Consider the following 25974-nt stretch of genomic DNA (forward strand, 5'->3'; position numbering starts at 1 on the left):
GTCTGATTTGTTGTAGGTTGTCGTATGACTTTGGCGATTATCGACAGCGATCCGCCTGCCTGTCAACGCCTGGTTGCGGGGATCGCCGCGCGACCCCCGCTTCGATCACAGCAGCGACAGCGGATAGTTGAAGATCAACCGGTTCTCGTCGAATTCGTTGTTGCTGTAATCGCGACGGATACTGGAGTTACGCCAGCGAATGCTGAGGTTCTTGAAGGTTCCGCTCTGGATTACGTAGGCCAGTTCCGACTCCCTTACCCATTCCTTGCCATCGGTGATCGCCCCGGTGTGCACATCCTTGCCGCTGATATAGCGGTTCATCAGGGTCAGGCCCGGAATGCCGACACCGGCGAAGTTGAAGTCATGGCGGACCTGCCAGGAACGTTCTTCCGAATTGTCGAAGCTGGAGTTGTAGCTGTCGTTGGCCAGGGTGCCGCCGCTGGTGCCGTTGACCCGCATCCAGGTATTGCCATCGACCCGCTGCAGGCCAAGCCAGAAGGTGCTGCTGCCATATTTGGCGGAGAACATGCCCGAGTAGGTCTTGTTGTCCAGCTTGCCGGCGCGGGCGGCGCCATCGTCGTCGCCGTGGAAATAGCCGAGGTTGGCACCGAGGGTCCAGTCACCGACAGGCTGCAGGTGGCTCACCTGCAGGTACTGCTGCTCGTAGACATCCTTGAGCACCGCATTCCACAGGCCGAACAGGGTACGGTCCTGGTTGAACTTGTACTCGCCGCCAACGAAGTTGAAGCGGTCCGACACCCCGCCGCCGTAGCTCATGTCGTCCATGCTCGCGTCGTTGCGCGGGCTGTTGCCGCGGAACTGGCCGCCGTAGAGGGTCAGGCCGGCGATCTCGTTGGAGGTGACCTGGCCGCCGCGGAAGGTCTGCGGCAGGGAGCGACCGTCGTCGGAGCGCAGGATCGGCAATACCGGCATCCACTCGCCGACCTTCAGCTCGGTTTTGGAGATGCGCATCTTCCCGGCCACTGCCAGGCGCCCGTAATCGTCAGCCGGACGTCCGTCGTCATGTCGCGGCAACAGCGCAGTGCCGTAGGTACCGCCACCGCCATCGAGCTTCACCGACCACAGCCCCAGCACATCCGCGCCGAAACCCACGGTGCCCTCGGTAAAGCCCGAGCGGGCGTCGAGGATGAAGCTCTGGGTCCACTCCTCCGCCTTGCTTTGCGGGTTGCTCGGATTGGTGAAATTGCGGTTGATGTAGAAGTTGCGCAGGCCGAGGGTGGCCTTGGAATCATCGATGAAACCGGCGGCGCTGCCGGTCATCGGCAGGCTGGCGAGCAGGCCGGTGCCGAGCAGGGTGAACGGAAGGGTGTGGCGGATTTTCATTATTGTTGTGCTCCCTGAGGGTGTGGCAGTCCGCCCTTCCGGGCGCGCATCGGCGACCTGCGGCATGGGGCGGGTGGCGTGGGGTGGAACCTGGGGTTCGCGCGGGTCAGTTGCCCACGACGAAACGCGGCGAACCGAAAGGGCTGGCCGGGGAAACCGCAAGAGGGGAGGTGCGCTGAGAAGGCGAAGGTGATGTCGACATGGGCGGGTTCACTGTTTTTAGTGGGTATCCGGAATTTCTGGTTGATAAAATGCCAAAGATGTAAAGAAGAAAATCTTTCTCAGCGGATTATCTGATTGATCCTCTTCAGCCTACTCTACTGCCAATTTTCTGTTTCCACCTTCGCCTGAGTCTTCATAGCGATGCTGACTAGGGAGGACAGCGAGAGCTGGGCAAGCGTCAAAGCGGTTCTGGTTCATGCGCAATCCGGACACCTGCACAACATTCCTCTTGTAAGAAACCGATCAAATTCTCTAGGTGCCCATACTCGGGTATACAGACAATCGTGCGGCTATGTTTCTCCTGCCGGATCAGCCCTACCTTGGCCATGCGCGCAAGGTGATGTGATAGCGTCGAAGCAGGAATACCCAGCCCCTTCTGGATATCTCCGACCGAAGCCCCATCATGGCCAGCTTTGACCAGAAAGCGGAACACGGACAGTCGGTGACTATTCCCTAGCTCAGCTAAGCTGGCTGCAACCTTTTCGTGATCCATAGCACGCCCCAATAATTCGATGTTTCTAGAATTATAGTTGACAGGTCGGATAAACGCAAGTAGGCTGCGTACATCATTTCGACAATACTAGAAATATAGGAGTAATATTGAATGTCATCTCAACTCCAAGACGCTCTAGGCATGTTCGCCTTTCTCGCTATCGAGCTATCGGTTTTATTCATTGGCATTAGCTTGCTGGTCGGAGTTCTTCAACGTCACATCCCACCATCCAAGGTGGAAGCGTTACTGACTTCCAGTGGGAAGCGAGGCTATTTTCTTGCTGCTGGTTTAGGAGCTATAACGCCCTTCTGTAGTTGCTCGACTATCCCCATGTTGAAAGGGTTGATTCGGGCACGGGCCGGTTTTGGGCCGATGATGGTGTTTCTTTTCTCATCTCCGTTGCTGAATCCTATCGTCGTCGGCCTGCTGGTTGCCACGTTTGGATGGACACTTACTGCTATCTATGTGCTCGCCGCTTTGGTGGTCGCGGTAGGTGCCGGATGGCTGCTTCACACGCTTGGCTTCGAGCGTTATGTGCGCCGGACGGCGACACAAGAGAGCAGTGGATGTAGTTCATCAGCAAGCCCGTGCAGTGCTACATCGACCGCATCGAGTTGCGGCACCAACAGCTGCGACACCACTCCGAAGACGGCTTCTTGCGGGGCTGATAGGAAGACAACAGTCTCTACGTCTAGCGAATGCTGTGACAGTCAACCCACTGTCACGGTTAAGAAAGAAGGGAAGTACAGTGGTGTGTGGCGGGAAGCTTGGTCGGACTTTATCGATGTGTTGCCTTACCTGCTCATCGGTATTGCGATTGGCAGCGTGATCTATGGTTTCATGCCCACTGACTTATTGGAGCAGTATGCAGGCCCAGATAATCCCTTTGCCATTCCAGTTGCCGCTGTCATCGGCGTGCCGTTGTATATTCGCGCTGAAGCCGTCATACCTCTGGCAGCGGCTCTGATGGCCAAAGGCGTGGGTGCCGGGACGGTGCTAGCGTTGATCATCGGCAGTGCCGGAGCCAGCCTGACTGAGCTCATTCTGTTGCGCTCTTTGTTCACGCTGAAGCTTTTAGCGGCGTTTTTAGCAGTCATTTTTGCTATGGCGATGATTGCCGGTTACGCCACCTACCTGTTTTTCTGATCAAGGCGGGAGATGATTAATTCGTTAAGCCTTCCTGGGTACCAGTTGGTGGATTCTGATGAGCAGAATGAAGACATACATTTTCGGCTTGAAGCACCTACACCAGTAGCCTGCGAGGGGTGCGGCGTGCAGGGTGAGTTCGTGCGGTTCGGCAAGCGTGACGTTCCCTATCGTGATCTGCCCATCCACGGCAAGCGGGTCACTCTCTGGGTGGTCCGCCGCCGATACACCTGCCGGGCCTGCAAGACAACATTCAGGCCCCAGCTACCGGAGATGGTGGACGGATTCCGTATGACACTGCGGCTGCATGAGTACGTGGAGAAGGAATCCTTCAACCACCCCTACACCTTTGTGGCGGCACAGACCGGCCTGGACGAGAAGACGGTGCGCGACATCTTCAACGCCCGCGCCGAGTTCCTGGGGCGCTGGCACCGCTTCGAGACGCCCCGCATCCTGGGCATTGACGAGCTATACCTGAACAAGCGCTACCGCTGCATTCTGACCAACATTGAGGAGCGAACCCTGCTCGACCTGCTGGCCACCCGCCGCCAGGACGTGGTGACCAACTACCTGATGAAGCTGAAAGACCGGCAGAAGGTCGAGATCGTCAGCATGGACATGTGGAACCCCTACCGGGCAGCGGTCAAGGCTGTGCTGCCCCAGGCCCGTATCGTGGTCGATAAGTTCCATGTGGTGCGCATGGCCAACGATGCCCTAGAGAGAGTGCGCAAGGGCCTCAGAAAGGAGCTGAAACCGTCCCAGAGCCGGACTCTCAAGGGAGACCGGAAAATCCTGCTGAAACGCGCTCACGAAGTCTCAGACCGGGAGCGCCTCATCATGGAGACCTGGACAGGCGCGTTCCCGCAACTGCTGGCCGCCTACGAGCACAAGGAGCGCTTCTACGGCATCTGGGACGCCACCACACGGCTCCAGGCAGAAGCCGCCCTGGACGAGTGGATAGCCACCATCCCGAAGGGCCAAAAGGAAGTCTGGAGCGATCTGGTCAGGGCAGTGGGAAACTGGCGCGAAGAGACCATGACCTACTTCGAGACGGACATGCCCGTCACCAACGCTTACACGGAGTCCATCAACCGACTGGCCAAGGACAAGAACCGTGAAGGGCGCGGTTACTCCTTCGAGGTGATGCGGGCACGAATGCTCTACACCACGAAGCACAAGAAGAAGGCACCGACTGCGAAGGTCTCTCCTTTCTACAAGAAAACCATCGGTTACGGACTGCCGGACTTCGCAGAGGAACTCAACTACGGAGTCGATCTATCAACCATCTGATAATGGTATCAGGTTGGTGGGGTAAAGGTGCCCCATCAACCATTAAATCCGTATACCCTTTTTAGTTTTTGTTGTGTGTTGTCGTACAACATGACGAATTATTAGCAAGGCCGCGATGGGGTGTCAACGCTCAACCAAGAGCGGAGTTGGCGATTGGCTGTGAATTTATGAGGCAGATCTGGAGAAAGGGGCTCTACTGCGCGGGTTGAGCAGCAGGCAAAGACATACGATGACAACCCGCGAATTGACCTCGGCCCTGTGTGGGGGTTTACCCGCGATTGCTATGGTGAGCTCACTGATGCAATCGCGGGTGAACCCGCTCCCACAAGCTCCCTGCAAATCAAAGAGTCATTTTTTCCATGAGCGACAGTAGCGGGCACGATCATCAGGCTGTAACCCCCGTCCCTATCCTGCTGTTCCCCCAGGAAGCCGCCGAAGACCAACAATGCATCCGGACCCAGCCAGCCCTCGCCAGTCCTTCATGATTCGCTCCGACAACATGAGCAGCGACGATTTCGGCGCCCTGTTCACGCGCATGTTCGGCGATCTGTACGCCGGCATGCCGCGCCCGGACCGGCAGGTCGCCATTGCCGGGGTCTACGGTCGCTATAACGGTGTGAGCGTGCGCAACCTGAGCTTTCGCGGCGACCTGCTCACCGGCCTGCCCGACGCCGAGGACGAGATCACCTTCGTTTTTCCCACCGCAGGACGCATCGTGTTCAGCCATTCCAGCGAGATCGTCGGCACGTCCCGGATCGGCCTTGCAGTGGAGAAATCCGCCGTCAAGTCAGTGAACTTCATCGACGGCCATTCCCAGTACGGCATGTCCATCCGCCGCTCGATCTTCGCCCGTCGCCTGTCGGTCCTGCTGGGCAAGCCCATTCTCCGGCCCATTCGTTTCCACTCCATGGTGGATCTGGCTGCGGACGCCTTCCAGGGCATCAAGGCCATCGTCGGCATGGCTACCGGCAACGCGTTCGACCAACTGATGACCGCCAGTTCGCTGATGCCCGGCCGGCTGCAGGAAATGCTGGTGGACTCGGTGCTGGAAGTCTGGCCGCACACCTACAGCGACGAACTGAAACGCCCGCAAGCGCTGATCGCCCCGCGCCATGTGCGACAGGCCATGGACTACATCCAGGCCCATCCCGACGCCTTGCCCAGCGGCAGCGAACTGGCCGAACTCAGCAATATCAGCCTGCGTGCGTTGCAGGACGGCTTCCGTCGTTTCGTAGGTACCTCGATAGTGTCCTATCAGCGCCAGGTGCGCCTGCAACGGGCCCATGACGCCTTGACGCAGGATCCCTCCCGCTCGGTAAGCGAAATCTCGCTGGCCTTGGGCTTCAGCAATGTCGGCCGCTTCTGCCAGTACTTCCAGAACGCCTACGGCATCAGTCCGGCCGACCTGCGCGACGGGTCTTGAAGCGGGTCAGAACTGGTAGCTGGCCTTCAGATTCCCGCTGACGCCATGACTGTCCCCGCCAGTGATAACGCCAAGATCAGCCCCCACGCTGAAATCGCCCTGGCTCGCCGTCAGGCTGAAACCGCCACTGAACTGGTCACGGCTGTCGAACGCCGCCCGCTGCTCGACATCCAGCCCCAGCAGATGGCCCTGGCTATCGACGTCATGGTTGCCCAGCGCATGCTCGTAACCTACGTCGAGCCCCGGCGTCAATTGCCAGCCGGCGCCCAGTTCATGCGCTGCGAAGGTGGCCTTGACGTTGGCAAAGGCACTGCGCCGGGTTTCCTTCAACGCCTCCACCTGCAAGGCCAGTTCGCTGCCTTTCTCTTGGAAGCCATCAAGATCCACGCGGCTGACCCGCACCCCCAGGCTCGGCTCGACCGTGACACCCGACATCGGCATCCGGTAGCCCAGTGCCAGGCTCGCACCCGCCAGGGTGCCGTCGGTATCGCCCTTGGCCACGCCAAGACCACCACCCAGTTCCCGCTTGCTGTCGTAGTCCAGCCAGCCGCCACTCAACCCGGCTTCAAGGAAGAGGCCACGGTCCAGCGTGTCGAAGGCGAAACGCGCACCGGCCTTGATGAAGGTCAGGTCGGTATCCACATCACCACCCGCCGCCCCGACGCTGCCATTGCTGTAGCCAAAGCCGGCATGCGCACTGAGCTGCTCGGAGAAACGCTGGGTAATGCCGACCATCATGCCCTGGGTATGCTCGTTGCTGCTCGCTGCCCGCGAGGAACCATCGGTGCCCTGGTACCCTGCCAGCGCCGTGGTCCACAAGCGGTACTGGCCGATCTTCAGATCGGTGCCGCTGGCATAGGGCGCCGCCGCGTTGTCCAGCAGCGCGCCCTGGCGCAGCAGGTAGCTGACCGCGTCGGCATGCACCTGCCCGCCCACGGTCGCTTCGACACCGCCGAGGGTGCCCGCATCGATCGCCGATTGCAGGTAGTAGTTGTAAGCCGTGTAGTCCCCGGACAGGCTGCTGTTCTGCAACTGCGACAGTAGCCGAGCCCCCGCCGCCGAGTTGCCCTGCAGGTCGGCAGCCCCCGGCAGGCTGTTGTAGAACACCATTTTCCCACGCAGTACGTAGATGGTTTCCTGGGACAGGCCGAGGCCTTCCTTCAGGTAATTGTCCATGCTGCCGTATTCGGCGGTTACCTCGTCGAGGCCGGCTTGCAGGTAGCTGGCCTGCACACCGAGCAACGGCTCGTAGATCGCCGCCATGCTCGCCGGCAGTGCGGCCAGGGTGGCGGCGACACGGGCAGCGGTGTAGTCGTTGGTGGCCAGGTAGTTTTCCATGATGGTCGCGCTGTCCACCCCGGCGATGCTCAGCAATACGGCGGCGGTCCAGCCGGTGCGGTCCTTGCCCGCGGTGCAATGGAACAACGCGGCACCGTCGGCCGCAGCCAGTTCGTTGAACAGTGCGCTGAATTGACTGCGCATACCGCTATCGCTGACGAAGGCGCGGTTGGTTTCCTCCATCATCGCCACGGCCTGGGCGGCGCTGGTGAAGGAAATGTTGGTCACGTTCGCGCCGGACGCGGTGCCGCCGATGATGTCGATGTTCTGGTACACCGCGCCGCTCGGCAGGGTGTCCGGGGTCGCGGCGATCTCGCTTGGGGTGCGCAGGTCGTAGACATTGGAAATGCCGAGGCTATTCAACGTGGCCAGGTCCGACGCCGTCGGGGTCAGGGCATTGGAGCGATAGAACACGCCCGAACGCATCGTGCCGTCATTGACCGTGGTGTAGGCCGTCGTGGTACCAGCGATATCGCGGAAGTTGTCGATACCGGTCAGGCGCGGGGTGTCGAGGTCGTAGGTCCCGGCGGCCTGGGCGGCGATGGACAGGCTGAGGGCGGACAGGGAAAACAGGACACGGAGCAACACGGCGTAGCCTCTTTCAGGGAAGTGAGGCGGCTACTATCTTCAGGGCATTGTGACTGGATATTACAAAACCCCAGCACAGGAAAATGCCGGCGCGATCTGTCCGCATGCTGCGTTTTTCGTCCGTGATGGCTGCCCCGGACAATCAGCCAATCCTGCATATGCAGGACGTCCGGCTCGTCGGCGACAACCGAGAAGCCCTACACTCTATCCCGCGATGCAGACGGATAGGTCTGTCATACAAAACCTATAACAAGGAGGCGAAATGCCTTACCCCTCCGGCCGTGCCGCCTTTGGCGCGGGCGTCCGTGCCTTGCTGCCCCTCACGCCCGGTGTCATCCCCTTTGGCCTGGTAACCGGTGTCATGGCGGTCAAGATGGGCATGAGCCCGACCATGGCCATCGGCATGACCCTGCTGTTCTATTCCGGCTCGGCCCAGATGGTTGCCCTGCAACTGATCCAGGGCGGCGTGCTGCCGGTGGCGATCGTCGCCACGGCGCTGATCATCAACCTGCGCTTCATCATGTACAGCGCCTCGCTGGCGCCCTATCTGCACGCGTTGCCACGGCGCTGGACCTGGCCGCTGTCGTACATGCTTTCCGACCAGGCCTACGCGCTGTGCGTCTTGAGACTGTCGTCCGGCGAGCTGGGGCGCTATGGCTATCACTACTACGCGGGCACGGCAGCGGCCATGTGGCTGGCATGGAACCTGGCGGTAGTGGCAGGCGTTTTCCTGGGTGGGAGCATTCCGGAAAGCTGGTCGCTTGGTTTCACCATTCCCCTGTCGTTCCTCGCCTTGCTGGTGCCGGGGATCCGCAATATCCCGGCGCTGGTGGCGGCCATCGTCGGCGGCGGGATTGCCGTGGCGGCGGTGGATCTGCCGTACAACCTCGGGCTGGTGACGGCGTCGATCGGCGGAGTGGTTGCAGGGGTGGTCACGGAAAGCCTGCGCAGGAAAGCGTCGCAAGCAGACTATCGAGCAGAAGGAGAAAGCCAATGAGCGACCTGGCCCTGTGGGGACTTTTCCTGGCCGTCGGGGTGGGGACCTTTGCCTTGCGCCTGTCCTTCGTCGAACTGTACGGCAACCTGCGGGTGCCGCCGCTGGTGAGCCGGGCCCTGGCCTATGTGCCGGCCAGTGTACTGGCGGCGCTGGTGCTGCCGGCGGTGGTGTATCCGGAAGGGCATGGCGATTTCGTGCTGGGCAATCCGCAGATTCCGGCGGCGGTGCTGGCGGCGCTGGTGGCGTGGAAAACCCGCAATACCGTGCTGACCCTGGCGGTGGGGATGGGGGCTTTGTGGGGGTTGAAGATGCTCATGCACTGAAGGGACTCATCGCTGGCAAGCCAGCTCCCACAGGGACAGTGGTGAACCTGTGGGAGCTGGCTTGCCAGCGATGAGGCCGTCAAAGTCACCGCACCAGTTTGATGCCCCCACCCGCCCCAAAACCAATCACTCTCCCCTTCCTGCCCCTTCCAAACCACCTTCCTACAAACCCACAACCCCTTTACCCCGGCCCCTCCAGTAATAATCTGACCACTTGGCCATGTTTTTGCTTTGCAAGCTGCTCAACACACTGATCCCCGAGCAGTCCCATGTCCGAATTCCCCCTGCGCCTGGAGCTACGCGCCATTACCAAGCGCTACCCCGGCACCCTGGCCAACGACCGCATCGACCTGCGTATCGGCGCCGGTGAAATCCATGCCCTGCTCGGCGAGAACGGCGCGGGCAAGAGCACCCTGATGAAGATCATCTACGGCGTCACCGCCCCCGACTCCGGCCAGGTGCTGTGGGAGGGCCAGCCCGTGCAGGTGCGCGATCCGGCCCAGGCCCGCCGGCTGGGGATCGGCATGGTGTTCCAGCATTTCTCCCTGTTCGAGACCCTGACCGTCGCACAGAACATTGCCCTGGCCCTGGGCCGCGAAGCGGGTACGCCAGGGCAACTGGCGCCGCGCATCCGCGAGGTCTCCCGGCGCTACGGCATGGGCCTTGAACCGGAGCGCCTGGTGCACAGCCTGTCCATCGGCGAGCGCCAGCGGGTCGAGATCGTTCGTTGCCTGATGCAGGACATCAAGCTGCTGATCCTCGACGAGCCGACCTCGGTGCTGACGCCCCAGGAAGTCGACGAGCTGTTCATCACCCTGCGCGCCCTGGCCGCCGAGGGCTGTTCGATCCTGTTCATCAGCCACAAGCTCAACGAGGTCCGCGCCCTTTGCCACAGCGCCACGGTGCTGCGCGGCGGCCGGGTCTCGGGGGATTGCGTACCCGCCGAATGCAGCGACCTGCAGCTGGCGCGGCTGATGGTCGGCGACGCCGAGGGGCTGGAGGCCAGCTACCCGAAAAGCGCAGGCCAGCTGCCGCGCCTGCGGGTAGACGACCTGACCTGGCGCAACAAGGACCCCTTCGGCACCTCCCTCGAACACCTGCGCCTTGAAGTGCGCAGCGGCGAGATCGTCGGTATCGCCGGGGTCGCCGGCAATGGCCAGGACGAGCTGCTGGCGCTGCTCAGCGGCGAAACCCGCCTGCCGGCCGGCGAGCGCGAACGCATCACCCTCGATAACCAGCCCATGGCCAACCTCTATCCCGACGCCCGTCGCGCCCTTGGCCTGGCCTTCGTTCCCGCCGAACGCCTCGGCCACGGCGCCGTGCCGGATATGAGCCTGGCCGACAACGCCCTGCTCACCGCCTTCCAGCAAGGCCTGGTCAGCCGCGGCTTGATCCGCTCGGGCAAGGTGCTGGAGCTGGCCGAGCGGATCATCGAGCGCTTCGCAGTGAAGACGCCGGATGCCCAGACCACGGCGCGCAGCCTTTCCGGCGGCAACCTGCAGAAATTCATCCTCGGCCGCGAGATCCTGCAGAACCCGAAACTGCTGGTCGCCGCGCACCCGACCTGGGGCGTCGATGTAGGTGCCGCCGCGGCGATCCACCGTGCGCTGATCGCCCTGCGCGATGCCGGCGCGGCAATCCTGGTGATCTCCGAAGACCTCGACGAACTGTTCCAGATCAGCGACCGCATCGGCGCCCTGTGCAGCGGTCGCCTGTCGCCGCTCAAGGCCACCGCCGAAACCCATACCGTGGAGGTCGGCGGCTGGATGGCCGGCCAGTTCGACACCACGCAAGACGCTGCCTGACGAGAAGCCTGCCATGTTGCTATCCCTTGAACCCCGTACCCGGCAGTCCCGCGCCATGCTCCTGCTGTCGCCCCTGCTCGCCGGGCTGCTGACCCTGCTCAGCGGAGCGCTGCTGTTCAGCGCGCTCGGGCATGACCCGCTGCCAACCTTCCACACCCTGCTGATCGAGCCGGTCAGCGATCTCTATGGCCTCTCCGAACTGCTGCTCAAGGCCCTGCCGATCCTGCTCTGCGCCCTGGGCCTGGCGGTGGCCTACCAGGCACGGATCTGGAACATCGGCGCCGAAGGCCAGTTGCTGATGGGCGCTCTGGCCGGCAGTGCCCTGGCCATCCAGATCATCGACTGGGACAGCCGCTGGGCGCTGCTCTGGGTCCTGCTCGCCGGGACGCTCGCCGGGGCCTTGTGGGGAGCGCTCGCGGCGTGGCTGCGCACGCACTTCAACGCCAACGAGATCCTCACCACCATCATGCTCAACTACATCGCCCTGAACCTGCTGCTGTTCTTCGTCCACGGTCCGCTCAAGGATCCGGACGGCTTCAGCTTCCCGCAGTCGGCGATGTTCGGCGATGCCAGCCGCCTGCCGGCGCTGTTCGAGGATGGCCGGGTGCATGTCGGCCTGTACTTCGTCCTGCTCGCCCTGGTGGCGGTGTGGGTGCTGCTGCACAAGAGCTTCCTGGGTTTCCAGATCAAGGTGCTCGGCCTCGACCAGCGCGCCGCCGGATTCGTCGGTTTCCGCGAGAAGCGCCTGGTCTGGCTGGCGTTGCTGATCAGTGGCGGCCTGGCCGGGCTGGCCGGGGTCAGCGAAGTCAGCGGACCGATCGGCCAACTGGTGCCGCAGGTGTCGCCAGGCTACGGCTATGCCGCCATTACCGTGGCCTTTCTCGGCCGCCTCAATCCCCTCGGCATCCTCGTCGCCGGGCTGCTGATGGCGCTGCTCTACCTGGGCGGTGAAAACGCGCAGATGAGCCTCAACCTGCCGCAGTCCCTGACCGGGCTGTTCCAGGGAATGATGCTGTTCTACCTGCTCGCCTGCGACGTGCTGATCCTTTACCGGCCGCGCCTCAAGCTTGGCAGGCGCCAGCCCGTGCGCCTGCCCGAACCGGCGAATGCCTGACTCCGACTGACTTTTCGTTTACCCGCGCCAATGGCGCGCGGGCTGAGGTTTCGATTATGGATCCCGATCTGCTTGGCAACATTCTCTACGCCATGGTGCGCTGCGGCACACCGCTGCTGCTGGTCGCCCTGGGCGAGCTGGTCTGCGAAAAGAGCGGCGTACTCAACCTGGGCCAGGAAGGCATGATGCTGTTCGGCGCGGTGGCGGGCTTCATCGCCGCCTTCGCCACCGGCAACCTGTGGCTCGGCGTCCTGATGGCCTGCCTGGCCGGCATGCTGCTGTCGGCGCTGTTCGCCCTGGTAGCGCTGGGCTGCCAGGCCAACCAGGTGGCAACCGGGCTGGCCCTGACCATCTTCGGCGTGGGCCTGTCGTCCTTCGTCGGCTCCGCCTGGGTCGGCAAGCCGCTGACCGGCTTCGAGCCGGTGGCAATCCCGCTGCTGTCGGAACTGCCGATCGTGGGCCACATGCTGTTCAACCAGGATGTGCTGGTCTACCTATCCTTCCTGCTCTTCATCCTGATCGCCTGGGTGCTGCTGAAAAGTCGTACCGGACTGGTGCTGCAGGCTGTCGGTGAAAACCCGGATGCCGCCAGTGCCATGGGCCTGCCCGTGCTGCGGGTAAGAACCCTGGCGGTGCTGTTCGGCGGCGCCATGGCCGGCCTGGCCGGTGGCTATCTGTCGCTCGCCTACACCCCGATGTGGGCCGAGAACATGACCGCCGGGCGTGGCTGGATCGCCCTCGCCCTGGTGGTATTCGCCAGTTGGCGGGTGTTCCGCGTGCTGCTGGGGGCGTACCTGTTCGGCCTCGCCAGCATCCTGCACCTGGTGGCCCAGGGCATCGGCGTGAGCTTCCCGGCCAACCTGCTGGCGATGCTGCCCTATGTCGCGACCATCCTGGTGCTGGTGGTGCTGTCGCGGGATGCGATCAAGACCCGCTTGTATGCGCCGGTGTCGCTGGGGCAACCCTGGAAGGGTGGGCGCTGAATCGGATGGCCTTATCGCTGGCAAGCCAGCTCCCACAGGGTGGACACATTGTGGGAGCTGGCTTGCCAGCGATGAGGCCATCAGCAGCACTGCACTACTCAAGGGCAGTTCACACCCCCTGATGCACCACCTCAGTTACGCCAAAGTCCCAGCAACCCCCGAAACACCATTTTTTGCCCACATGGTCAGCTTTTTGCACTGACTTTTTGTACTACCCAGAAAAGCCCGACACGGCCATTAGAAAAGACCCACAGGAGCCCACCCCCGATGCAACAGAAGAAAAGCAAGAACCTGCTGCGCACCCTGGCCGCCGCCATCGGCCTGAGCACCGCACTGTCCGCCTCCGCCGCCGATCCGTTGAAGGTAGGTTTCGTCTACATCGGCCCGATCGGCGACCACGGCTGGACCTACCAGCACGAACAGGGCCGCCAGGCGCTGATCAAGCAGTTCGGTGACAAGATCGACACCAGCTTCGTCGAGAACGTACCGGAAGGCGCCGACGCCGAGCGGGTCATCCGCAACATGGCCAAGGGCGGCTATGACCTGGTCTTCGCCACCTCCTTCGGCTACATGAACCCCACCGCCAAGGTCGCCAAGCAGTTCCCGAAAGTCACCTTCGAACACGCCACCGGCTACAAGCAGGACAAGAACCTTGGCACCTACCTGGCCACGTCCTATGAAGGCCGCTATGTCGGTGGTTACCTCGCGGCGAAGATGACCAAGACGAAAAAGATCGGCTACGTCGCCTCCTTCCCGATCCCGGAAGTGCTGCGCGACATCAACGCCATCCAGCTGGCCCTGGACAAGTACAACCCCGGCACCGAGATCAAGGTGGTGTGGGTCAACTCCTGGTTCGATCCGGGCAAGGAGGCGGACGCCGCCAACGCCCTGATCGACCAGGGCGTCGACGTGCTGTTCCAGCACACCGACAGCCCGGCGCCGATCCAGACCGCCGAACGCCGTGGCGTCTATGCCATAGGCTACGCCTCGGACATGGCCCACTTCGGGCCGAAAGCGGTGCTGACCTCCATCGTCAACAACTGGGGCCCGCATTACATCAAGAGCACCCAGGCGGTCATGGACGGTACCTGGAAGTCGCAGGACTACTGGGGTGGCCTGGCCGACGGCACCGTCGAACTGCCGATCAGCGACCTGGTCCCGGCCGACGTGAAAAGCGGCGCCGAGCAGATCATCGCCAGCATCAAGGACGGCTCGTTCCACCCCTTCACCGGCCCGATCCTCGACCAGGCCGGCACCGTCAAGATCCCTGAAGGCAAGGTGGCCACCAATGCGGAACTGGCCGGCATGAACTACTACGTCAAAGGCATCACCGCGCAACTGCCGAAGTGATCGCCAGGCGGGAGCGCCGCTCCCGCCCGCCCGTGTGCCGCCGTCCCTCCCATGAGAACCGCGCACAAGGCCGGCTCCGCCGGCCTCTTCGCTGCCTGGGTACGAGAAGACTCGCAGCACTGCGGACCACACCCTGGTGCGGTCCGTCCTTCCCGGAGCCATTCATGAACACCCTGCCGATCATCGACATCACCCCGCTGTACCAGGACGATCCCGCCGCCCGCCAGGCTGTGGCCAGGCAGATCGACGCCGCCTGCCGGCAATGGGGTTTCTACTACATCAAGGGACACCCGATCGCAGCGTCACGCATCGCCGAACTCAAGGCCATCGCCGAGGACTTCTTCGCCCGCCCGGCCGAAGAGAAACTGCGAATCGACATCACCCAAAGCGCCCATCACCGCGGCTACGGCGCCATCGCCACCGAGCAGCTGGACCCAAGCCGCCCGAGCGACCTGAAGGAAACCTTCGACATGGGCTTCCACATGGACGCGCAGCACCCCGACGTGCTGGCGAAAAAACCGCTGCGCGGCCCCAACCGCCACCCGGATATCCCCGGCTGGGAAACACTGCTGCAACAGCATTACCAGGACATGCACCAGTTGTCTCTGACCCTGCTGCGAGCGATGGCCGAAGCGCTGGGCATCGAGGAGGATTTCTTCGACCGGCGTTTCGCCGAGCCGATCAGCGTGTTCCGCATGATCCACTACCCGCCGCGCCAAAGCGCCAGCAGTGCCGACCAGCAGGGCGCCGGGGCGCATACCGACTACGGCTGCGTGACCTTGCTGTACCAGGACAACGCGGGCGGCTTGCAGGTGCAGAGCCTGGACGGCGAATGGATCGACGCGCCGCCCATCGAGGACACTTACGTGGTGAACATCGGTGACATGATGGCGCGCTGGAGCAATGACCGTTACAAGTCCACGCCGCATCGGGTGATCAGCCCGCTGGGGGTTGATCGCTACTCCATGCCGTTCTTCGCCGAGCCCCATCCGGATACGGAAATCAGCTGCCTGCCGAACTGTTCCGGCCAGGACAACCCGGCCCGCTACCCGGCCGTGTCGTGCAGCGCCTACATGCTCTCGCGCTTCGCCGATACCTACGCCTACCGCCGCGAGGAAGCCAAGGCCTGATCTGCGGCCAGGCCCCGTGATGGCGCGACGACGCGCCATCCTGAAGCATCTTCGCCAGGCAAGACGCCGCGCAACCCCCTGGTTGCGCGGCGTCTTGCGTTTACAGACCGCGAAAAACGCCGGGGCGACGAAATTATTACGATTTCTGTCCATCCGGACAGGAATTGGCACCCTTCCTGCTCTATCGAGAAAGCCTGACCAACACGACAGGTTCACCCCTTGAAAAACACAAGAAATCAGGAGCTTTCGATGATCCGCACCACTACTTCCATGCTGCTGGCGGGCGGCGTGCTGGCAACCGGTCAGGCCCTGGCCGGCGACCTTCTGCTGTGGCAGGACAACAGCCTCACCTACCTCAACGGCATCGACTTCAAGGTCGATCCGCCGAAGCAGCAGACCGTCACCTTCGAGCACGCCAGCGGCTGGAGTTTCGGCGACCTGTTCTTCTTCGTCGACGGCATCAAGTACAACACCGAGGCCACCAACGGCGCGGGCGACGGCCACAGCTTCTACGGCGAGTTCAGCCCGCGCCTGTCGTTCGGCAAGATCACCGGCACCGACCTGTCGTTCGGCCCGATCAAGGACGTGCTGCTCTCGGCCACCTATGAATTCGGGTATACGGATTTAATGGTTGATGGGGCACCTTCACCCCATCAATCTGATACCACCCTCAGATGGTTGATAGATCGACTCCGTAGTTGAGTTCCTCTGCGAAGTCCGGCAGTCCGTAACCGATGGTTTTCTTGTAGAAAGGAGAGACCTTCGCAGTCGGTGCCTTCTTCTTGTGCTTCGTGGTGTAGAGCATTCGTGCCCGCATCACCTCGAAGGAGTAACCGCGCCCTTCACGGTTCTTGTCCTTGGCCAGTCGGTTGATGGACTCCGTGTAAGCGTTGGTGACGGGCATGTCCGTCTCGAAGTAGGTCATGGTCTCTTCGCGCCAGTTTCCCACTGCCCTGACCAGATCGCTCCAGACTTCCTTTTGGCCCTTCGGGATGGTGGCTATCCACTCGTCCAGGGCGGCTTCTGCCTGGAGCCGTGTGGTGGCGTCCCAGATGCCGTAGAAGCGCTCCTTGTGCTCGTAGGCGGCCAGCAGTTGCGGGAACGCGCCTGTCCAGGTCTCCATGATGAGGCGCTCCCGGTCTGAGACTTCGTGAGCGCGTTTCAGCAGGATTTTCCGGTCTCCCTTGAGAGTCCGGCTCTGGGACGGTTTCAGCTCCTTTCTGAGGCCCTTGCGCACTCTCTCTAGGGCATCGTTGGCCATGCGCACCACATGGAACTTATCGACCACGATACGGGCCTGGGGCAGCACAGCCTTGACCGCTGCCCGGTAGGGGTTCCACATGTCCATGCTGACGATCTCGACCTTCTGCCGGTCTTTCAGCTTCATCAGGTAGTTGGTCACCACGTCCTGGCGGCGGGTGGCCAGCAGGTCGAGCAGGGTTCGCTCCTCAATGTTGGTCAGAATGCAGCGGTAGCGCTTGTTCAGGTATAGCTCGTCAATGCCCAGGATGCGGGGCGTCTCGAAGCGGTGCCAGCGCCCCAGGAACTCGGCGCGGGCGTTGAAGATGTCGCGCACCGTCTTCTCGTCCAGGCCGGTCTGTGCCGCCACAAAGGTGTAGGGGTGGTTGAAGGATTCCTTCTCCACGTACTCATGCAGCCGCAGTGTCATACGGAATCCGTCCACCATCTCCGGTAGCTGGGGCCTGAATGTTGTCTTGCAGGCCCGGCAGGTGTATCGGCGGCGGACCACCCAGAGAGTGACCCGCTTGCCGTGGATGGGCAGATCACGATAGGGAACGTCACGCTTGCCGAACCGTACGAACTCACCCTGCACGCCGCATTCCTCGCAGGCGATGGGATCGGGCACGTCCACCTGGAAGTGCATTTCGTCGTCGGTTGATTTGCAGCCCAGTACTTGGTATTGCGGCAGGTGAAGGATGTTGTCGGGAAGTTCGGTCATGGTGTTGTATAGGCGTAGGTGTCAGTCAGATCCATCCGACTCGGCATTGGTGTTTGCTTTTTTACCCAACAAGCTGCTGGAAACGAAAAGTAAGGCACCGAGGACAATTGCAATATCAGCCAGGTTGAAGGCCGGCCAATGCCAGTCTCGCCAATAGAAATCAAAGGAATCCACAACATAGCCGCGAAAGACCCGGTCAATCAGGTTGCCCATGGCGCCACCGAGGATAAGACTGTAAGCGATGGCTTCTCCTTTATGACGATTTTCAAGGATCAGCTTGATCAGAAAAATCGAGACCACTACCGCGATTCCGATAAAAAAGTAGCGCTGCCAGCCTCCACCATTCGCAAAAAGACTGAATGCGGCACCGGTGTTCCATAGGTGCACCCAGTTAAAGAACGGGGTCACCGAAACATACTCGCCATAGGCCATTGATTGCTGCACCAGCCACTTTACAGCCTGATCAGACGCTGCCAGCAGGCCCGATATGGACAATAGGGCATACGGCGAGAGCTTTTTGCCAATAATGAGCATTATTTAACCCTTCAACGCCAAAATGCGTCTGGCACCGTTAAGTACAATGCCCCCCGCGATGGTGCCGATAATCAGATCCGGATAATTGGAACCGGTCCACGCGACCAGGGCGCCGGCGGTGATGACCCCCAGGTTGATCACCACGTCGTTGGCCGAGAATATCCAGCTTGCCTTCATGTGCGCCCCGCCTTCCCGATGTTTGGATATGAGCAGCAGACAACTGGTATTGGCAATCAATGCGACGAATGCGATAGCCATCATCACCAGCGATTCAGGCTCACTACCGAATACAAAGCGTCTCACCACCTCTACGAGCACGCCCACAGCCAAGATCAGTTGCAGTACACCAGCAAGATGCGCGGCACGTACCTGCATTTTCACGCTATGTCCAACCGCATAAAGGGCAAGCCCGTACACCGCCGCATCGGCAAAATTGTCCAGGGATTCTCCAATCAGGCCGGTGGACCGGGCGATCAGACCGGCAGTCATTTCCACCACGAACAGAAGTGCATTGATGCCGAGCAACCAGCGCAGGGTCCCGGATTCTTGCTTAGCAGAAGCTGCCGAAAACTCGGCGGCCTTGATGGTCTCCGGATTTGCAGCGACGGTTTCCTGAAGCGAGGCGCCTAGCCCCAAGGTCTTCAGTTTCGAGGTGACGGGCTCGACCTCGCCGTCATGCACGACCTTCAGCCGGCGGTTCGACAAGTCGAAGGACAGCGCCCGAATCTCCTCAAAGCCGTTCAGGGCTAGGCGAATCATTCGTTCTTCTGATGGACAGTCCATCTTCGGCACGGCATAAACACTGACCCATCTCCCTGGCGCCTCGGAGGAGGCCTGTATATCGGTATCCGCTGCGGACGTTGCATCACCGCCACAGGCGCCACCACAGGATTTGCTCATGATACGACTCCACTTGAACAATGTTGTGGTACCATTTAAAACTATAAAGCTACTATAAGGTCAATAGAGTAAAGAATCCGTTGGGGAGGAGGCTGATGCGCATTGGTCAGTTGGCGCAGTTGGTAGGGGTCGAAACACAGACGATCCGCTTCTATGAACAGCAGGGCTTGTTGCCGCCGCCTGATCGGCAGGACAACGGTTACCGTGTCTATACCGAGAAGCATGGTGAGGGGCTGGCCTTCATCCGTCGCTGCAGAATCCTGGGCCTGTCACTGGCTGAGATTCACGAACTACAGAGCTATGAGGACGACCCTCATCAGCCTTGTACCGCCGTCAACGCCTTGCTCGATGATCACATCTCTCATGTGCGGTCGCAGATAACCGCTCTGCAAGCGCTTGAGAAACAACTCGTTTCACTGAGAGCGAGTTGCAACGATGACCGGGAAGTTGAGGCGTGTGGGGTTCTTGCTGGAATTAGCGAAGGAAACATGCACCAGCAGTAGGTGAAGCATCAACCAGATAATCCGATGAGATGCCGGTCTGTCTCACTCTCATGCAAAGGTAAGATCAACCATTTAATCCGCTTACCCTGAATTCGGCGAGGACGATGTCGATACCTATCTGATCGGCCCCGCAGTGGACCTGAATATCCCCGGCTTCGACTACTTCCAGCTCAACACCTACCTGCGCACGCCGGATGGCAAGCGTGACGGCAAGGGGGTCTGGCAGATCACCCCGGTGTGGAGCTACACCGTGCCGGTGGGCAATTCCAACGTGGTCATCGACGGTTTCATCGACTGGGTGGTGGACAACGACAAGAGCTACCACGCCAACTTCCACTTCAACCCGCAGATCAAGTACGACCTGGCCAAGGCCATGGGCTGGGGCGAGAAGTTCTATGTCGGGGTGGAGTATGACTACTGGAGCGACAAGTACGGGATCAGCCACGACAGCTACCTGGGCAAGGAAGTGCTGGGCGGAACGAACCAGAGCGCGATCAGCCTGCTGGTGAAGGCGCACTTCTGAGGCCGGTCCGAAGAGGAGTTTTGCCCATACTGGCCTCATCGCCGGCAACGCCCCCATCCTGTGGGAGCTGGCTTGCCAGCGATGAGGCCGGCAGGCGCAATGATGTTGCCAGGACCGGCCAAATCGCTGGCAAGCCAGCTCCCACAGGGGTTCAACGGTGCCTGCTCACAGTGGCAACGCCCGCCCCTGGATCACCTGCTTCATCACCAGCGTCGAACTCAAGCGCTGCACATTCGGCAAGCGTGCCAGATGCTCGTCGTAGAGCTGCTGGAATGCCGGCAGATCGCGGGTGACGATGCGCAGCATGTAGTCCGGGTCGCCGAACAGACGCTGGGCTTCAAGGATCTGCGGAATCTCCGGCAGGGCCGCCTCGAAGGCGTGCACCGCCTGCTGGTGCCCTTCACGCAAGGTCACGAAAACGATCGCGGCGAAATTGAGCCCCAGCTCGGTCGGCGACAGATACGCGCGATACCCCTGGATCACCCCCGACTCCTCCATCGCCCGCACCCGTCGATGACAGGGTGAAAGGCTGAGGCCGACCCGCTCGGCCAGTTCGGTCAGGGATTGCCGGCCATCCCGTTGCAGCTCGGCAAGAATTTTTCGATCAATACGGTCCATCAGGAAGGATCTTCCACGTTCAGGGCGAACCCGGAGGATATACGAAAGATAATTCCCGCAGCGCTTGCGTAGTCTTCTGAAGACATCTTCAGCGCAAATCCCGGGGAGTTTCCGATGACTGTCAGTGTCCTGGCCGCCTTTTGGGCGGTGTCGTTTCTGTTCGTGATTACCCCGGGCGTGGACTGGGCCTACGTCATCTCCGCCGGAATCCGCGGACGCTGGGTAATACCGGCGGTGGCGGGATTGTTGGCGGGGCATCTGCTGGCGACGCTGATCGTCGCGGCGGGAGCAGGAGCGCTATTGGCCAGCAACCCGGCGGCACTGTCGGTGATGACCCTGGTCGGCGCCGCGTACTTGCTGTGGATGGGCGTGAACATGCTATGGAAGCCTTCGACGCCCTCGGCCGGCGAGGACAAGGCGGAGTCATGGTCGCGCTGGGTGTTGCGCGGGTTCTGCGTCAGCGGGCTGAACCCCAAGGTGTTCCTGCTGTTCCTGGCGCTGCTGCCGCAGTTCACCGATCCGCTGTCCAGTTGGCCGGTGCCGGGCCAGATCCTTGCCCTTGGCCTGCTGCATCTGGTGAGCTGCGGGATCATCTACCTGCTGGTCGGCTACAGCGCTCGCAGCGTGTTGCAGGCCCGGCCGGCGGCGGCACTCAATGTCAGCCGCCTGTCCGGGCTGGCGATGATTGCCATCGCCGCCGTGCTGTTCGGCGAGCGGCTGCTCGCCTGACGCGCTCAACCTTCCTTGGAAAGGGGTACGCCGGGTCGCGACTTGGGCCCGCTCAGTCCCCAGGCGATCAGGCCGATCACCGGCACAAAGACCACGAAGACGATCCACATCATCTTGTTCTCGGCCCGCGCCGGGCTGCCGATGATGCGTTTGATGGCCCAGACCTCGAGCACCGCCAGCAACACCGCGAGGGTGATCCACAAATGTCCGTGTTCCATAGGCTGTCTCCCGTTTGGCTGTTTGCATTGGGCACGGCAGACGCCTCGGGGTTCATTCGGATTGAGGATCAGAAGCTCAGGCAGATCTTGCCGAAGTGCCGGTTGCTTTCCTGGTAACGGAACGCCTCGACGATCTGCTCCAGCTCGAACGCCTTGTCGATCACCGGGCGCAGGCCATTGGCATCGATCGCCCGGATCATCGCCTGCTGCTGCGCACGGCTGCCCACCAGCACGCCCTGCAAGCGGATCTGCCGGACCAGCGCCTGCACCAGCGGCAACTGCCCGGCGACACCGGTCAGGATGCCGATCAGCGAAACATGCCCGCCAATCCGCGCGGCGATCATGGATTGCTCCAGGGTCGCCGGGCCGCCCACTTCGATCACATGGTCCACGCCGCGGTTATCGGTCAGGGCGCGCACCTTCTCGCCCCAGTTCGGCGTGCTGCGGTAGTTGATCACCTCATCGGCGCCGAGGGTCTTCAGACGCTCCAGCTTCTCGTCGCTGGACGACGTGGCGATCACCGTGGCGCCCGCCGCCTTGGCGAACTGCAGGGCGAAGATCGAGACGCCGCCGGTACCTTGCACCAGCACGGTATCGCCTGGCTTGAGCGAATCATCGGCCATCAGCGCACGCCAGGCGGTAAGGCCGGCAGTGGTCAGCGTCGAAGCCTCGGCATGGCTATAGCCCTTGGGTGCGCGGGTGAAGGACGTGGCACGGGCGGTCATAAGCTCACGCGCGTAGCCATCGATACCGTCGCCCGGCACCGTGGCGAAGCCTTCCACCAGCGGCTCGCCATCGAGCCAGTCAGGGAAGAAGGTGCTGACCACCGAATCGCCCACGGCGAACTCGCTGACCCCCTCGCCCACCGCGATCACCTCGCCGGCGCCGTCGGCCATGGGAATGCGCGGTGCGCTCGGGCCCCACATGCCGCTGACCACGGCGAAATCGTGATAGTTGAGGGAGTTGGCGTGCAGGCGCACGGTGATCTCGCCGGCGGCCGGAGCTGCGGCGTCCGCGCTGCCCAGGCCGACCTTGTCGTAGCCGCCGCCGGGTTGAACGTAAATGGCTTTGCTCATGGGGTTCTCCTGGGAGTAGGTGGTGGTCTCCCGGGCCCTATCGCTGGCAAGCCAGCTCCCACAGGGTCGGCGGTGCACGCGGTCCTGTGGGAGCTGGCTTGCCAGCGATGAGGCCGGAAAGACCTCGGAAAATCTCAGTGTCCGAGCAGGACCCGCAACGCCCGGCAATCCGCCGCATGCCAGTCCGCCAGTTCCGGCCAGGGATTGTCCGGCAGGTTCACCAGCACCGTGCGTGTACCCGCCGCGCGGCCACAGTCCAGATCGAAACGATAGTCGCCGACCATCACCATGTCAGCCGGCTGCACCGCCCAGGCCTCGGCCAGTTTCAGCAGGCCGCCCGGATGCGGCTTGGGCGGCGCTTCATCACGCCCCAGCACGCTGTCCACCGGGAAGCAGTCCGCCACGCCGATGGCTTCCAGCGTCACATGGGCCAGTTCTCGCGCATTGCGGGTCAGGATGCCCAGTTGATAGCCACGCCCGGCCAGTTCCCGCACCAGTTCCACCGCACCTTCCGCGGGTTTCGAGGCAATCGCCAGGTCGCGCTCGTGCTCCAGCAGCCAGGCATGCTTGGCCTGCGCTTCTTCGGCAGGCAAGGCGGCAAGGTGGGTGAGGATGTCGTCCTCCGGCGGAATGCCCAGCGCTTGGCGAATCGCGGCGAAGTCATGCACGGCCACGGTCAGGGTGCCGTCCATGTCGAACACCCAGTGGCGAATGTCCTTGAGGCTCATGCCCAGTCCTTGCGGTGACGGATCAGCCCTTCCTGGCAGGACGAGGCTACCAACTGCCCGGCGCGATTGAAGATGCTGCCCCGGGAGAAACCGCGGCCATTGCCGGCCCAGGGGCTGTCCATCGCATACAGCAGCCACTCGTCCGCGCGCAGGTTGCCGTGGAACCACAGGGCGTGGTCGAGGCTGGCGATCTGCATGTCCTTGTGCCACACCGACTTGCCATGGGGCATCAGCGAAGTGGTCAACAGGCCGAAATCGGAGGCGTAGGCCAGCATGTACTTATGCAACGCCTGGGAGTCCGGCAGGGTGCCGTCGGCGCGGAACCAGGCGTACTTCACCGGGTCGCCGGGCTTGGGATTGAACGGGTCCTTCTCGGTGACCGGACGCACCTCGATGGGCTTGGCACACAACAGCTTGTCGCGGATGTGTTCCGGCAGCCGGTCGGCCACGGAGCGCGCCAGCTCGACTTCCGACGGCAGGTTTTCCGGGCCCACCACCTCGGGCATCTGGCCCTGATGCGCAAAGCCTTCCTCGTCGTACTGGAACGAGGCGCTGCAAGTGAAGATCGGATGGCCCTTCTGAATCGCAGTGACGCGCCGGGTGCTGAAGCTGCCGCCGTCACGCACGCGGTCTACCGAGTAGACCACCGGCATGCTGGCATCCCCCGGACGCAGGAAGTAGCCATGCAGGGAATGCACGTGGCGCGCTTCCTCGACCGTCTGGCTCGCCGCCGAAAGCGACTGGCCGAGTACCTGGCCGCCATAGAGCTGGCGGAAGCCCAGGTCCTGGCTACGACCGCGGAAGAGGTTTTCCTCGATCGCTTCCAGACTCAACAGATCGACCAGATCGTCCAACACATGGCTCATTCGAGATTCTCCAAAGCAAGGCCCAGGCGGCAAATGATACAGGGTTTGTCCAAATATTCGCGGGTTCAGCCGCGCAAGGTGGCCTGCCATTGGGCCCGGTCGATGCGGTACAGCACGTGGGGCCGCAGCGGGTGGCCGGGTTCGAGTTTCGGGTGCTCGAAGTCGCCGGCGGGGTCAGCCTGCATGCCGATGGCCTGCATGACCTTCTGCGAAGCGAGGTTCTCGCGGGTGGTGAACGACACCACTTCCTCCAGGCCGAGCTGGGCGAAGGCGCAGCGCAGGCAGGTCCAGGCCGCCTCGCTGGCGAAGCCCAGGCCCCAATGGCGACGGGCCAGGCGCCAGCTGATCTCCACAGCCGGGGTGAAAGCGGCGTCGAAGCCAACGTTGAGCAGGCCGGTCATGCCGATGAAGGCCCCGGTGTCCTTGCGCTCCAGCGCCCACAAGCCATAGCCGTACTCGGCGAAATGACCGCGGATCCTGCCGATCAGCGCGGCACTTTCCAGCCGGCTCAGGGGTGCGGGGAAATAGCGCATCACCTGCGGGTCGGCGCACAGCGCAGCGAATTCCTTGAGGTCGTCGTCCTGCCATTGGCGCAGCACCAGGCGCGCGCTTTCCAGCTCGAGAATCTGCGTCATCGATGGCTCCAGGGTCCATGGCCTCGCAGTCTACAGCGTAGGCAGGCAATGCTGGCTACGCCCGGCCCTCATCGGGCAAGATCACCCGGTACCCATCGCCGGACCCGCCATGCGCCTGCCTCTTGTTTACCACGATGACTACAGTCCGGAATTCCCCGCCGGGCACCGCTTCCCGATGGACAAGTTCCGCCTGCTGCACGACCACCTGATCGCCAGCGGCCTGACGACCGACGCGGAGCTGCATCGCCCGGACATCTGTCCCAACGACATCCTCGCCCTGGCCCATGATCGCGCCTATATCGAGCGCTACATGAACGGCGAACTGTCCCGCGAGGACCAGCGTCGCCTTGGCCTGCCCTGGAGCGAGGCGCTGGCCCGGCGCACCGTGCGCGCGGTGGGCGGTTCGCTGCTGGCCGCCGAACTGGCGCTGCAGCACGGCATCGCCTGCCACCTGGCCGGCGGCACCCACCATGCCCATTACGATCATCCGGCAGGCTTCTGCATCTTCAACGACCTGGCGGTGATCAGCCATTACCTGCTGGAAGCCGGAAGGGTGCACCGCGTGCTGATCTTCGATTGCGACGTGCACCAGGGCGACGGCACGGCGCGGATCCTCGAACACACCGCGGACGCGATCACCGTATCCCTGCACTGCGAACAGAACTTCCCGGTCCGCAAGGCCCGCAGCGACTGGGATATCCCACTGCACCGGGGCATGGGCGATAGCGAATACCTGAAGATCGTCGACGACGCCCTGAACTACCTGCTGCCGCTGTACCAGCCAGACCTGGTGCTGTACGACGCCGGGGTCGATGTGCACAAGGACGACGCCCTCGGCTATTTGCAACTGACCGATGCCGGCGTCGCCGCCCGTGATACTTGCGTACTGCGCCACTGCCTGGGCCGGGATATCCCGGTGGTCGGGGTGATCGGCGGCGGCTACAGCAAGGACCGCGAGGCCCTGGCCCGACGCCACGGCATCCTCCATCACAGCGCGCAACGGGTGCTGGATTACCCACAATGACTGTGGAACCGCTTGTGGATAACCTGCGGGAAAGCCGTGCAGCCCCCGTGAAACCGGGGCTGCACGGCGCTTGATCGTTTTTTGTACAGTGCCCTGCCCGCCTCGCCTCGGGTA

The 25974-nt window shown here is 62.3% G+C and carries 25 protein-coding genes and 2 pseudogenes; 15 read left to right on the forward strand and 12 right to left on the reverse strand.

The genetic code is table 11. The features are described from left to right. Window positions 1-105: 105 nt before the first annotated feature. Together CSV86_RS30240 and CSV86_RS30245 are read right to left on the reverse strand one after the other, a co-directional pair. Complete coding sequence (locus tag CSV86_RS30240) at window positions 106-1344, reverse strand: OprD family porin (RefSeq protein ID WP_009394352.1); 1239 nt, start codon at window positions 1342-1344, stop codon at window positions 106-108. A 400-nt stretch (window positions 1345-1744) separates the two neighbouring features. Beyond that, entirely contained in the window at window positions 1745-2059 is a 315-nt protein-coding gene (locus CSV86_RS30245) for an ArsR/SmtB family transcription factor (RefSeq protein ID WP_000349485.1), read from the reverse strand. A 141-nt stretch (window positions 2060-2200) separates the two neighbouring features. On the opposite strand from CSV86_RS30245, the gene CSV86_RS30250 reads away from it, so the two are divergent. From CSV86_RS30250 to CSV86_RS30260, 3 genes are all read left to right on the forward strand, one after another. Then, on the forward strand, window positions 2201-3205 hold the full coding sequence (locus CSV86_RS30250) for a permease (RefSeq protein WP_040363373.1): 1005 nt from the start codon (window positions 2201-2203) through the stop codon (window positions 3203-3205). A gap of 12 nt (window positions 3206-3217) precedes the next feature. After that, window positions 3218-4495 (forward strand): ISL3 family transposase, encoded by a 1278-nt coding sequence (locus tag CSV86_RS30255; RefSeq protein ID WP_000610830.1) that lies wholly within the window; start codon window positions 3218-3220, stop codon window positions 4493-4495. Between the two features lie 445 nt (window positions 4496-4940). Beyond that, window positions 4941-5918: an AraC family transcriptional regulator gene (locus CSV86_RS30260; RefSeq protein WP_009394847.1), complete on the forward strand. Its 978-nt coding sequence runs from the start codon at window positions 4941-4943 to the stop codon at window positions 5916-5918. 6 nt (window positions 5919-5924) lie between these two features. Here the strand turns inward: CSV86_RS30260 and CSV86_RS30265 are convergent, their stop codons facing one another. Then, window positions 5925-7844: a tyrosine-protein phosphatase gene (locus CSV86_RS30265; RefSeq protein WP_009394848.1), complete on the reverse strand. Its 1920-nt coding sequence runs from the start codon at window positions 7842-7844 to the stop codon at window positions 5925-5927. A 262-nt stretch (window positions 7845-8106) separates the two neighbouring features. Here CSV86_RS30265 and CSV86_RS30270 point away from each other — a divergent pair, with 262 nt between their 5' ends. The 8 genes and pseudogenes from CSV86_RS30270 to CSV86_RS30305 form a co-directional block, all read left to right on the forward strand. Continuing rightward, on the forward strand, window positions 8107-8841 hold the full coding sequence (locus tag CSV86_RS30270; RefSeq protein WP_009394849.1) for an AzlC family ABC transporter permease: 735 nt from the start codon (window positions 8107-8109) through the stop codon (window positions 8839-8841). Further along, window positions 8838-9164, forward strand: coding sequence for a branched-chain amino acid transport AzlD family protein (locus CSV86_RS30275; protein WP_009394850.1), 327 nt, complete (start codon window positions 8838-8840; stop codon window positions 9162-9164). Before CSV86_RS30270 ends, CSV86_RS30275 begins: the two co-directional genes overlap by 4 nt. 269 nt (window positions 9165-9433) lie before the next feature. Further along, the gene (locus CSV86_RS30280; protein ID WP_009394851.1) at window positions 9434-10969 is read left to right on the forward strand and encodes an ABC transporter ATP-binding protein; all 1536 of its coding nucleotides are present in this window, start codon (window positions 9434-9436) and stop codon (window positions 10967-10969) included. Window positions 10970-10982: 13 nt separating this feature from the next. Beyond that, the gene (locus tag CSV86_RS30285) at window positions 10983-12083 is read left to right on the forward strand and encodes an ABC transporter permease (protein ID WP_037058604.1); all 1101 of its coding nucleotides are present in this window, start codon (window positions 10983-10985) and stop codon (window positions 12081-12083) included. A gap of 56 nt (window positions 12084-12139) precedes the next feature. Then, window positions 12140-13066, forward strand: coding sequence for an ABC transporter permease (locus CSV86_RS30290; protein ID WP_009394853.1), 927 nt, complete (start codon window positions 12140-12142; stop codon window positions 13064-13066). 267 nt (window positions 13067-13333) lie between these two features. Next, window positions 13334-14416, forward strand: coding sequence for a BMP family ABC transporter substrate-binding protein (locus tag CSV86_RS30295; protein ID WP_009394854.1), 1083 nt, complete (start codon window positions 13334-13336; stop codon window positions 14414-14416). Between the two features lie 164 nt (window positions 14417-14580). Then, window positions 14581-15546 carry a 2-oxoglutarate and iron-dependent oxygenase domain-containing protein gene (locus tag CSV86_RS30300; protein WP_009394855.1) on the forward strand — a complete coding sequence of 322 codons (966 nt, stop codon included), beginning with the start codon at window positions 14581-14583 and terminating at the stop codon, window positions 15544-15546. Between the two features lie 249 nt (window positions 15547-15795). Beyond that, a pseudogene (locus tag CSV86_RS30305) lies at window positions 15796-16173 on the forward strand (outer membrane protein OmpK); the annotation flags it as partial. Window positions 16174-16216: 43 nt separating this feature from the next. Here the strand turns inward: CSV86_RS30305 and CSV86_RS30310 are convergent. The 3 genes from CSV86_RS30310 to CSV86_RS30320 are packed head-to-tail and all read right to left on the reverse strand — an operon-like array spanning window position 16217 to window position 18940. Beyond that, on the reverse strand, window positions 16217-17506 hold the full coding sequence (locus CSV86_RS30310) for an ISL3-like element ISPpu12 family transposase (RefSeq protein WP_004574636.1): 1290 nt from the start codon (window positions 17504-17506) through the stop codon (window positions 16217-16219). A 21-nt stretch (window positions 17507-17527) separates the two neighbouring features. Further along, window positions 17528-18040: a signal peptidase II gene (gene lspA, locus CSV86_RS30315; protein WP_003821921.1), complete on the reverse strand. Its 513-nt coding sequence runs from the start codon at window positions 18038-18040 to the stop codon at window positions 17528-17530. A 3-nt stretch (window positions 18041-18043) separates the two neighbouring features. Beyond that, window positions 18044-18940, reverse strand: coding sequence for a cation efflux transmembrane domain-containing protein (locus CSV86_RS30320; RefSeq protein WP_004364974.1), 897 nt, complete (start codon window positions 18938-18940; stop codon window positions 18044-18046). A 95-nt stretch (window positions 18941-19035) separates the two neighbouring features. On the opposite strand from CSV86_RS30320, the gene cadR reads away from it, so the two are divergent. Both cadR and CSV86_RS30330 read left to right on the forward strand, forming a co-directional pair. Further along, a complete protein-coding gene (gene cadR, locus CSV86_RS30325) occupies window positions 19036-19443 on the forward strand; it encodes a Cd(II)/Pb(II)-responsive transcriptional regulator (protein WP_009403731.1) in 408 nt (135 codons plus the stop codon). Window positions 19444-19531: 88 nt separating this feature from the next. Beyond that, window positions 19532-19966 (forward strand): annotated as a pseudogene (locus CSV86_RS30330) (outer membrane protein OmpK); the annotation flags it as partial. 165 nt (window positions 19967-20131) lie between these two features. Here CSV86_RS30330 and CSV86_RS30335 read toward each other — a convergent pair. Next, on the reverse strand, window positions 20132-20584 hold the full coding sequence (locus tag CSV86_RS30335) for an Lrp/AsnC family transcriptional regulator (RefSeq protein WP_009394857.1): 453 nt from the start codon (window positions 20582-20584) through the stop codon (window positions 20132-20134). A 114-nt stretch (window positions 20585-20698) separates the two neighbouring features. On the opposite strand from CSV86_RS30335, the gene CSV86_RS30340 reads away from it, so the two are divergent. After that, entirely contained in the window at window positions 20699-21313 is a 615-nt protein-coding gene (locus CSV86_RS30340) for a LysE family translocator (protein ID WP_009394858.1), read from the forward strand. A gap of 5 nt (window positions 21314-21318) precedes the next feature. On the opposite strand, the gene CSV86_RS30345 is transcribed toward CSV86_RS30340, so the two are convergent. From CSV86_RS30345 to CSV86_RS30365, 5 genes are all read right to left on the reverse strand, one after another. Further along, window positions 21319-21531, reverse strand: a complete 213-nt coding sequence (locus CSV86_RS30345; RefSeq protein WP_009394859.1) for a PLDc N-terminal domain-containing protein — start codon at window positions 21529-21531, stop codon at window positions 21319-21321. Window positions 21532-21599: 68 nt separating this feature from the next. Further along, a complete protein-coding gene (locus CSV86_RS30350; protein ID WP_009394860.1) occupies window positions 21600-22607 on the reverse strand; it encodes a zinc-dependent alcohol dehydrogenase family protein in 1008 nt (335 codons plus the stop codon). 134 nt (window positions 22608-22741) lie between these two features. After that, the gene (locus CSV86_RS30355; RefSeq protein ID WP_009394881.1) at window positions 22742-23335 is read right to left on the reverse strand and encodes an HAD family hydrolase; all 594 of its coding nucleotides are present in this window, start codon (window positions 23333-23335) and stop codon (window positions 22742-22744) included. Beyond that, window positions 23332-24201: an acyl-CoA thioesterase II gene (gene tesB / locus CSV86_RS30360; RefSeq protein ID WP_009394882.1), complete on the reverse strand. Its 870-nt coding sequence runs from the start codon at window positions 24199-24201 to the stop codon at window positions 23332-23334. The genes CSV86_RS30355 and tesB overlap by 4 nt, the downstream gene beginning before the upstream one ends. Window positions 24202-24266: 65 nt before the next feature. Continuing rightward, window positions 24267-24836, reverse strand: a complete 570-nt coding sequence (locus tag CSV86_RS30365; RefSeq protein ID WP_009394883.1) for a GNAT family N-acetyltransferase — start codon at window positions 24834-24836, stop codon at window positions 24267-24269. A 109-nt stretch (window positions 24837-24945) separates the two neighbouring features. Between CSV86_RS30365 and CSV86_RS30370 the strand changes: the two genes are divergently transcribed. After that, entirely contained in the window at window positions 24946-25860 is a 915-nt protein-coding gene (locus CSV86_RS30370; RefSeq protein ID WP_009394884.1) for a histone deacetylase family protein, read from the forward strand. Window positions 25861-25974 lie beyond the last annotated feature (114 nt).

The organism is Pseudomonas bharatica CSV86 (assembly GCF_000319305.2).
GTDB lineage: Bacteria > Pseudomonadota > Gammaproteobacteria > Pseudomonadales > Pseudomonadaceae > Aquipseudomonas > Aquipseudomonas bharatica.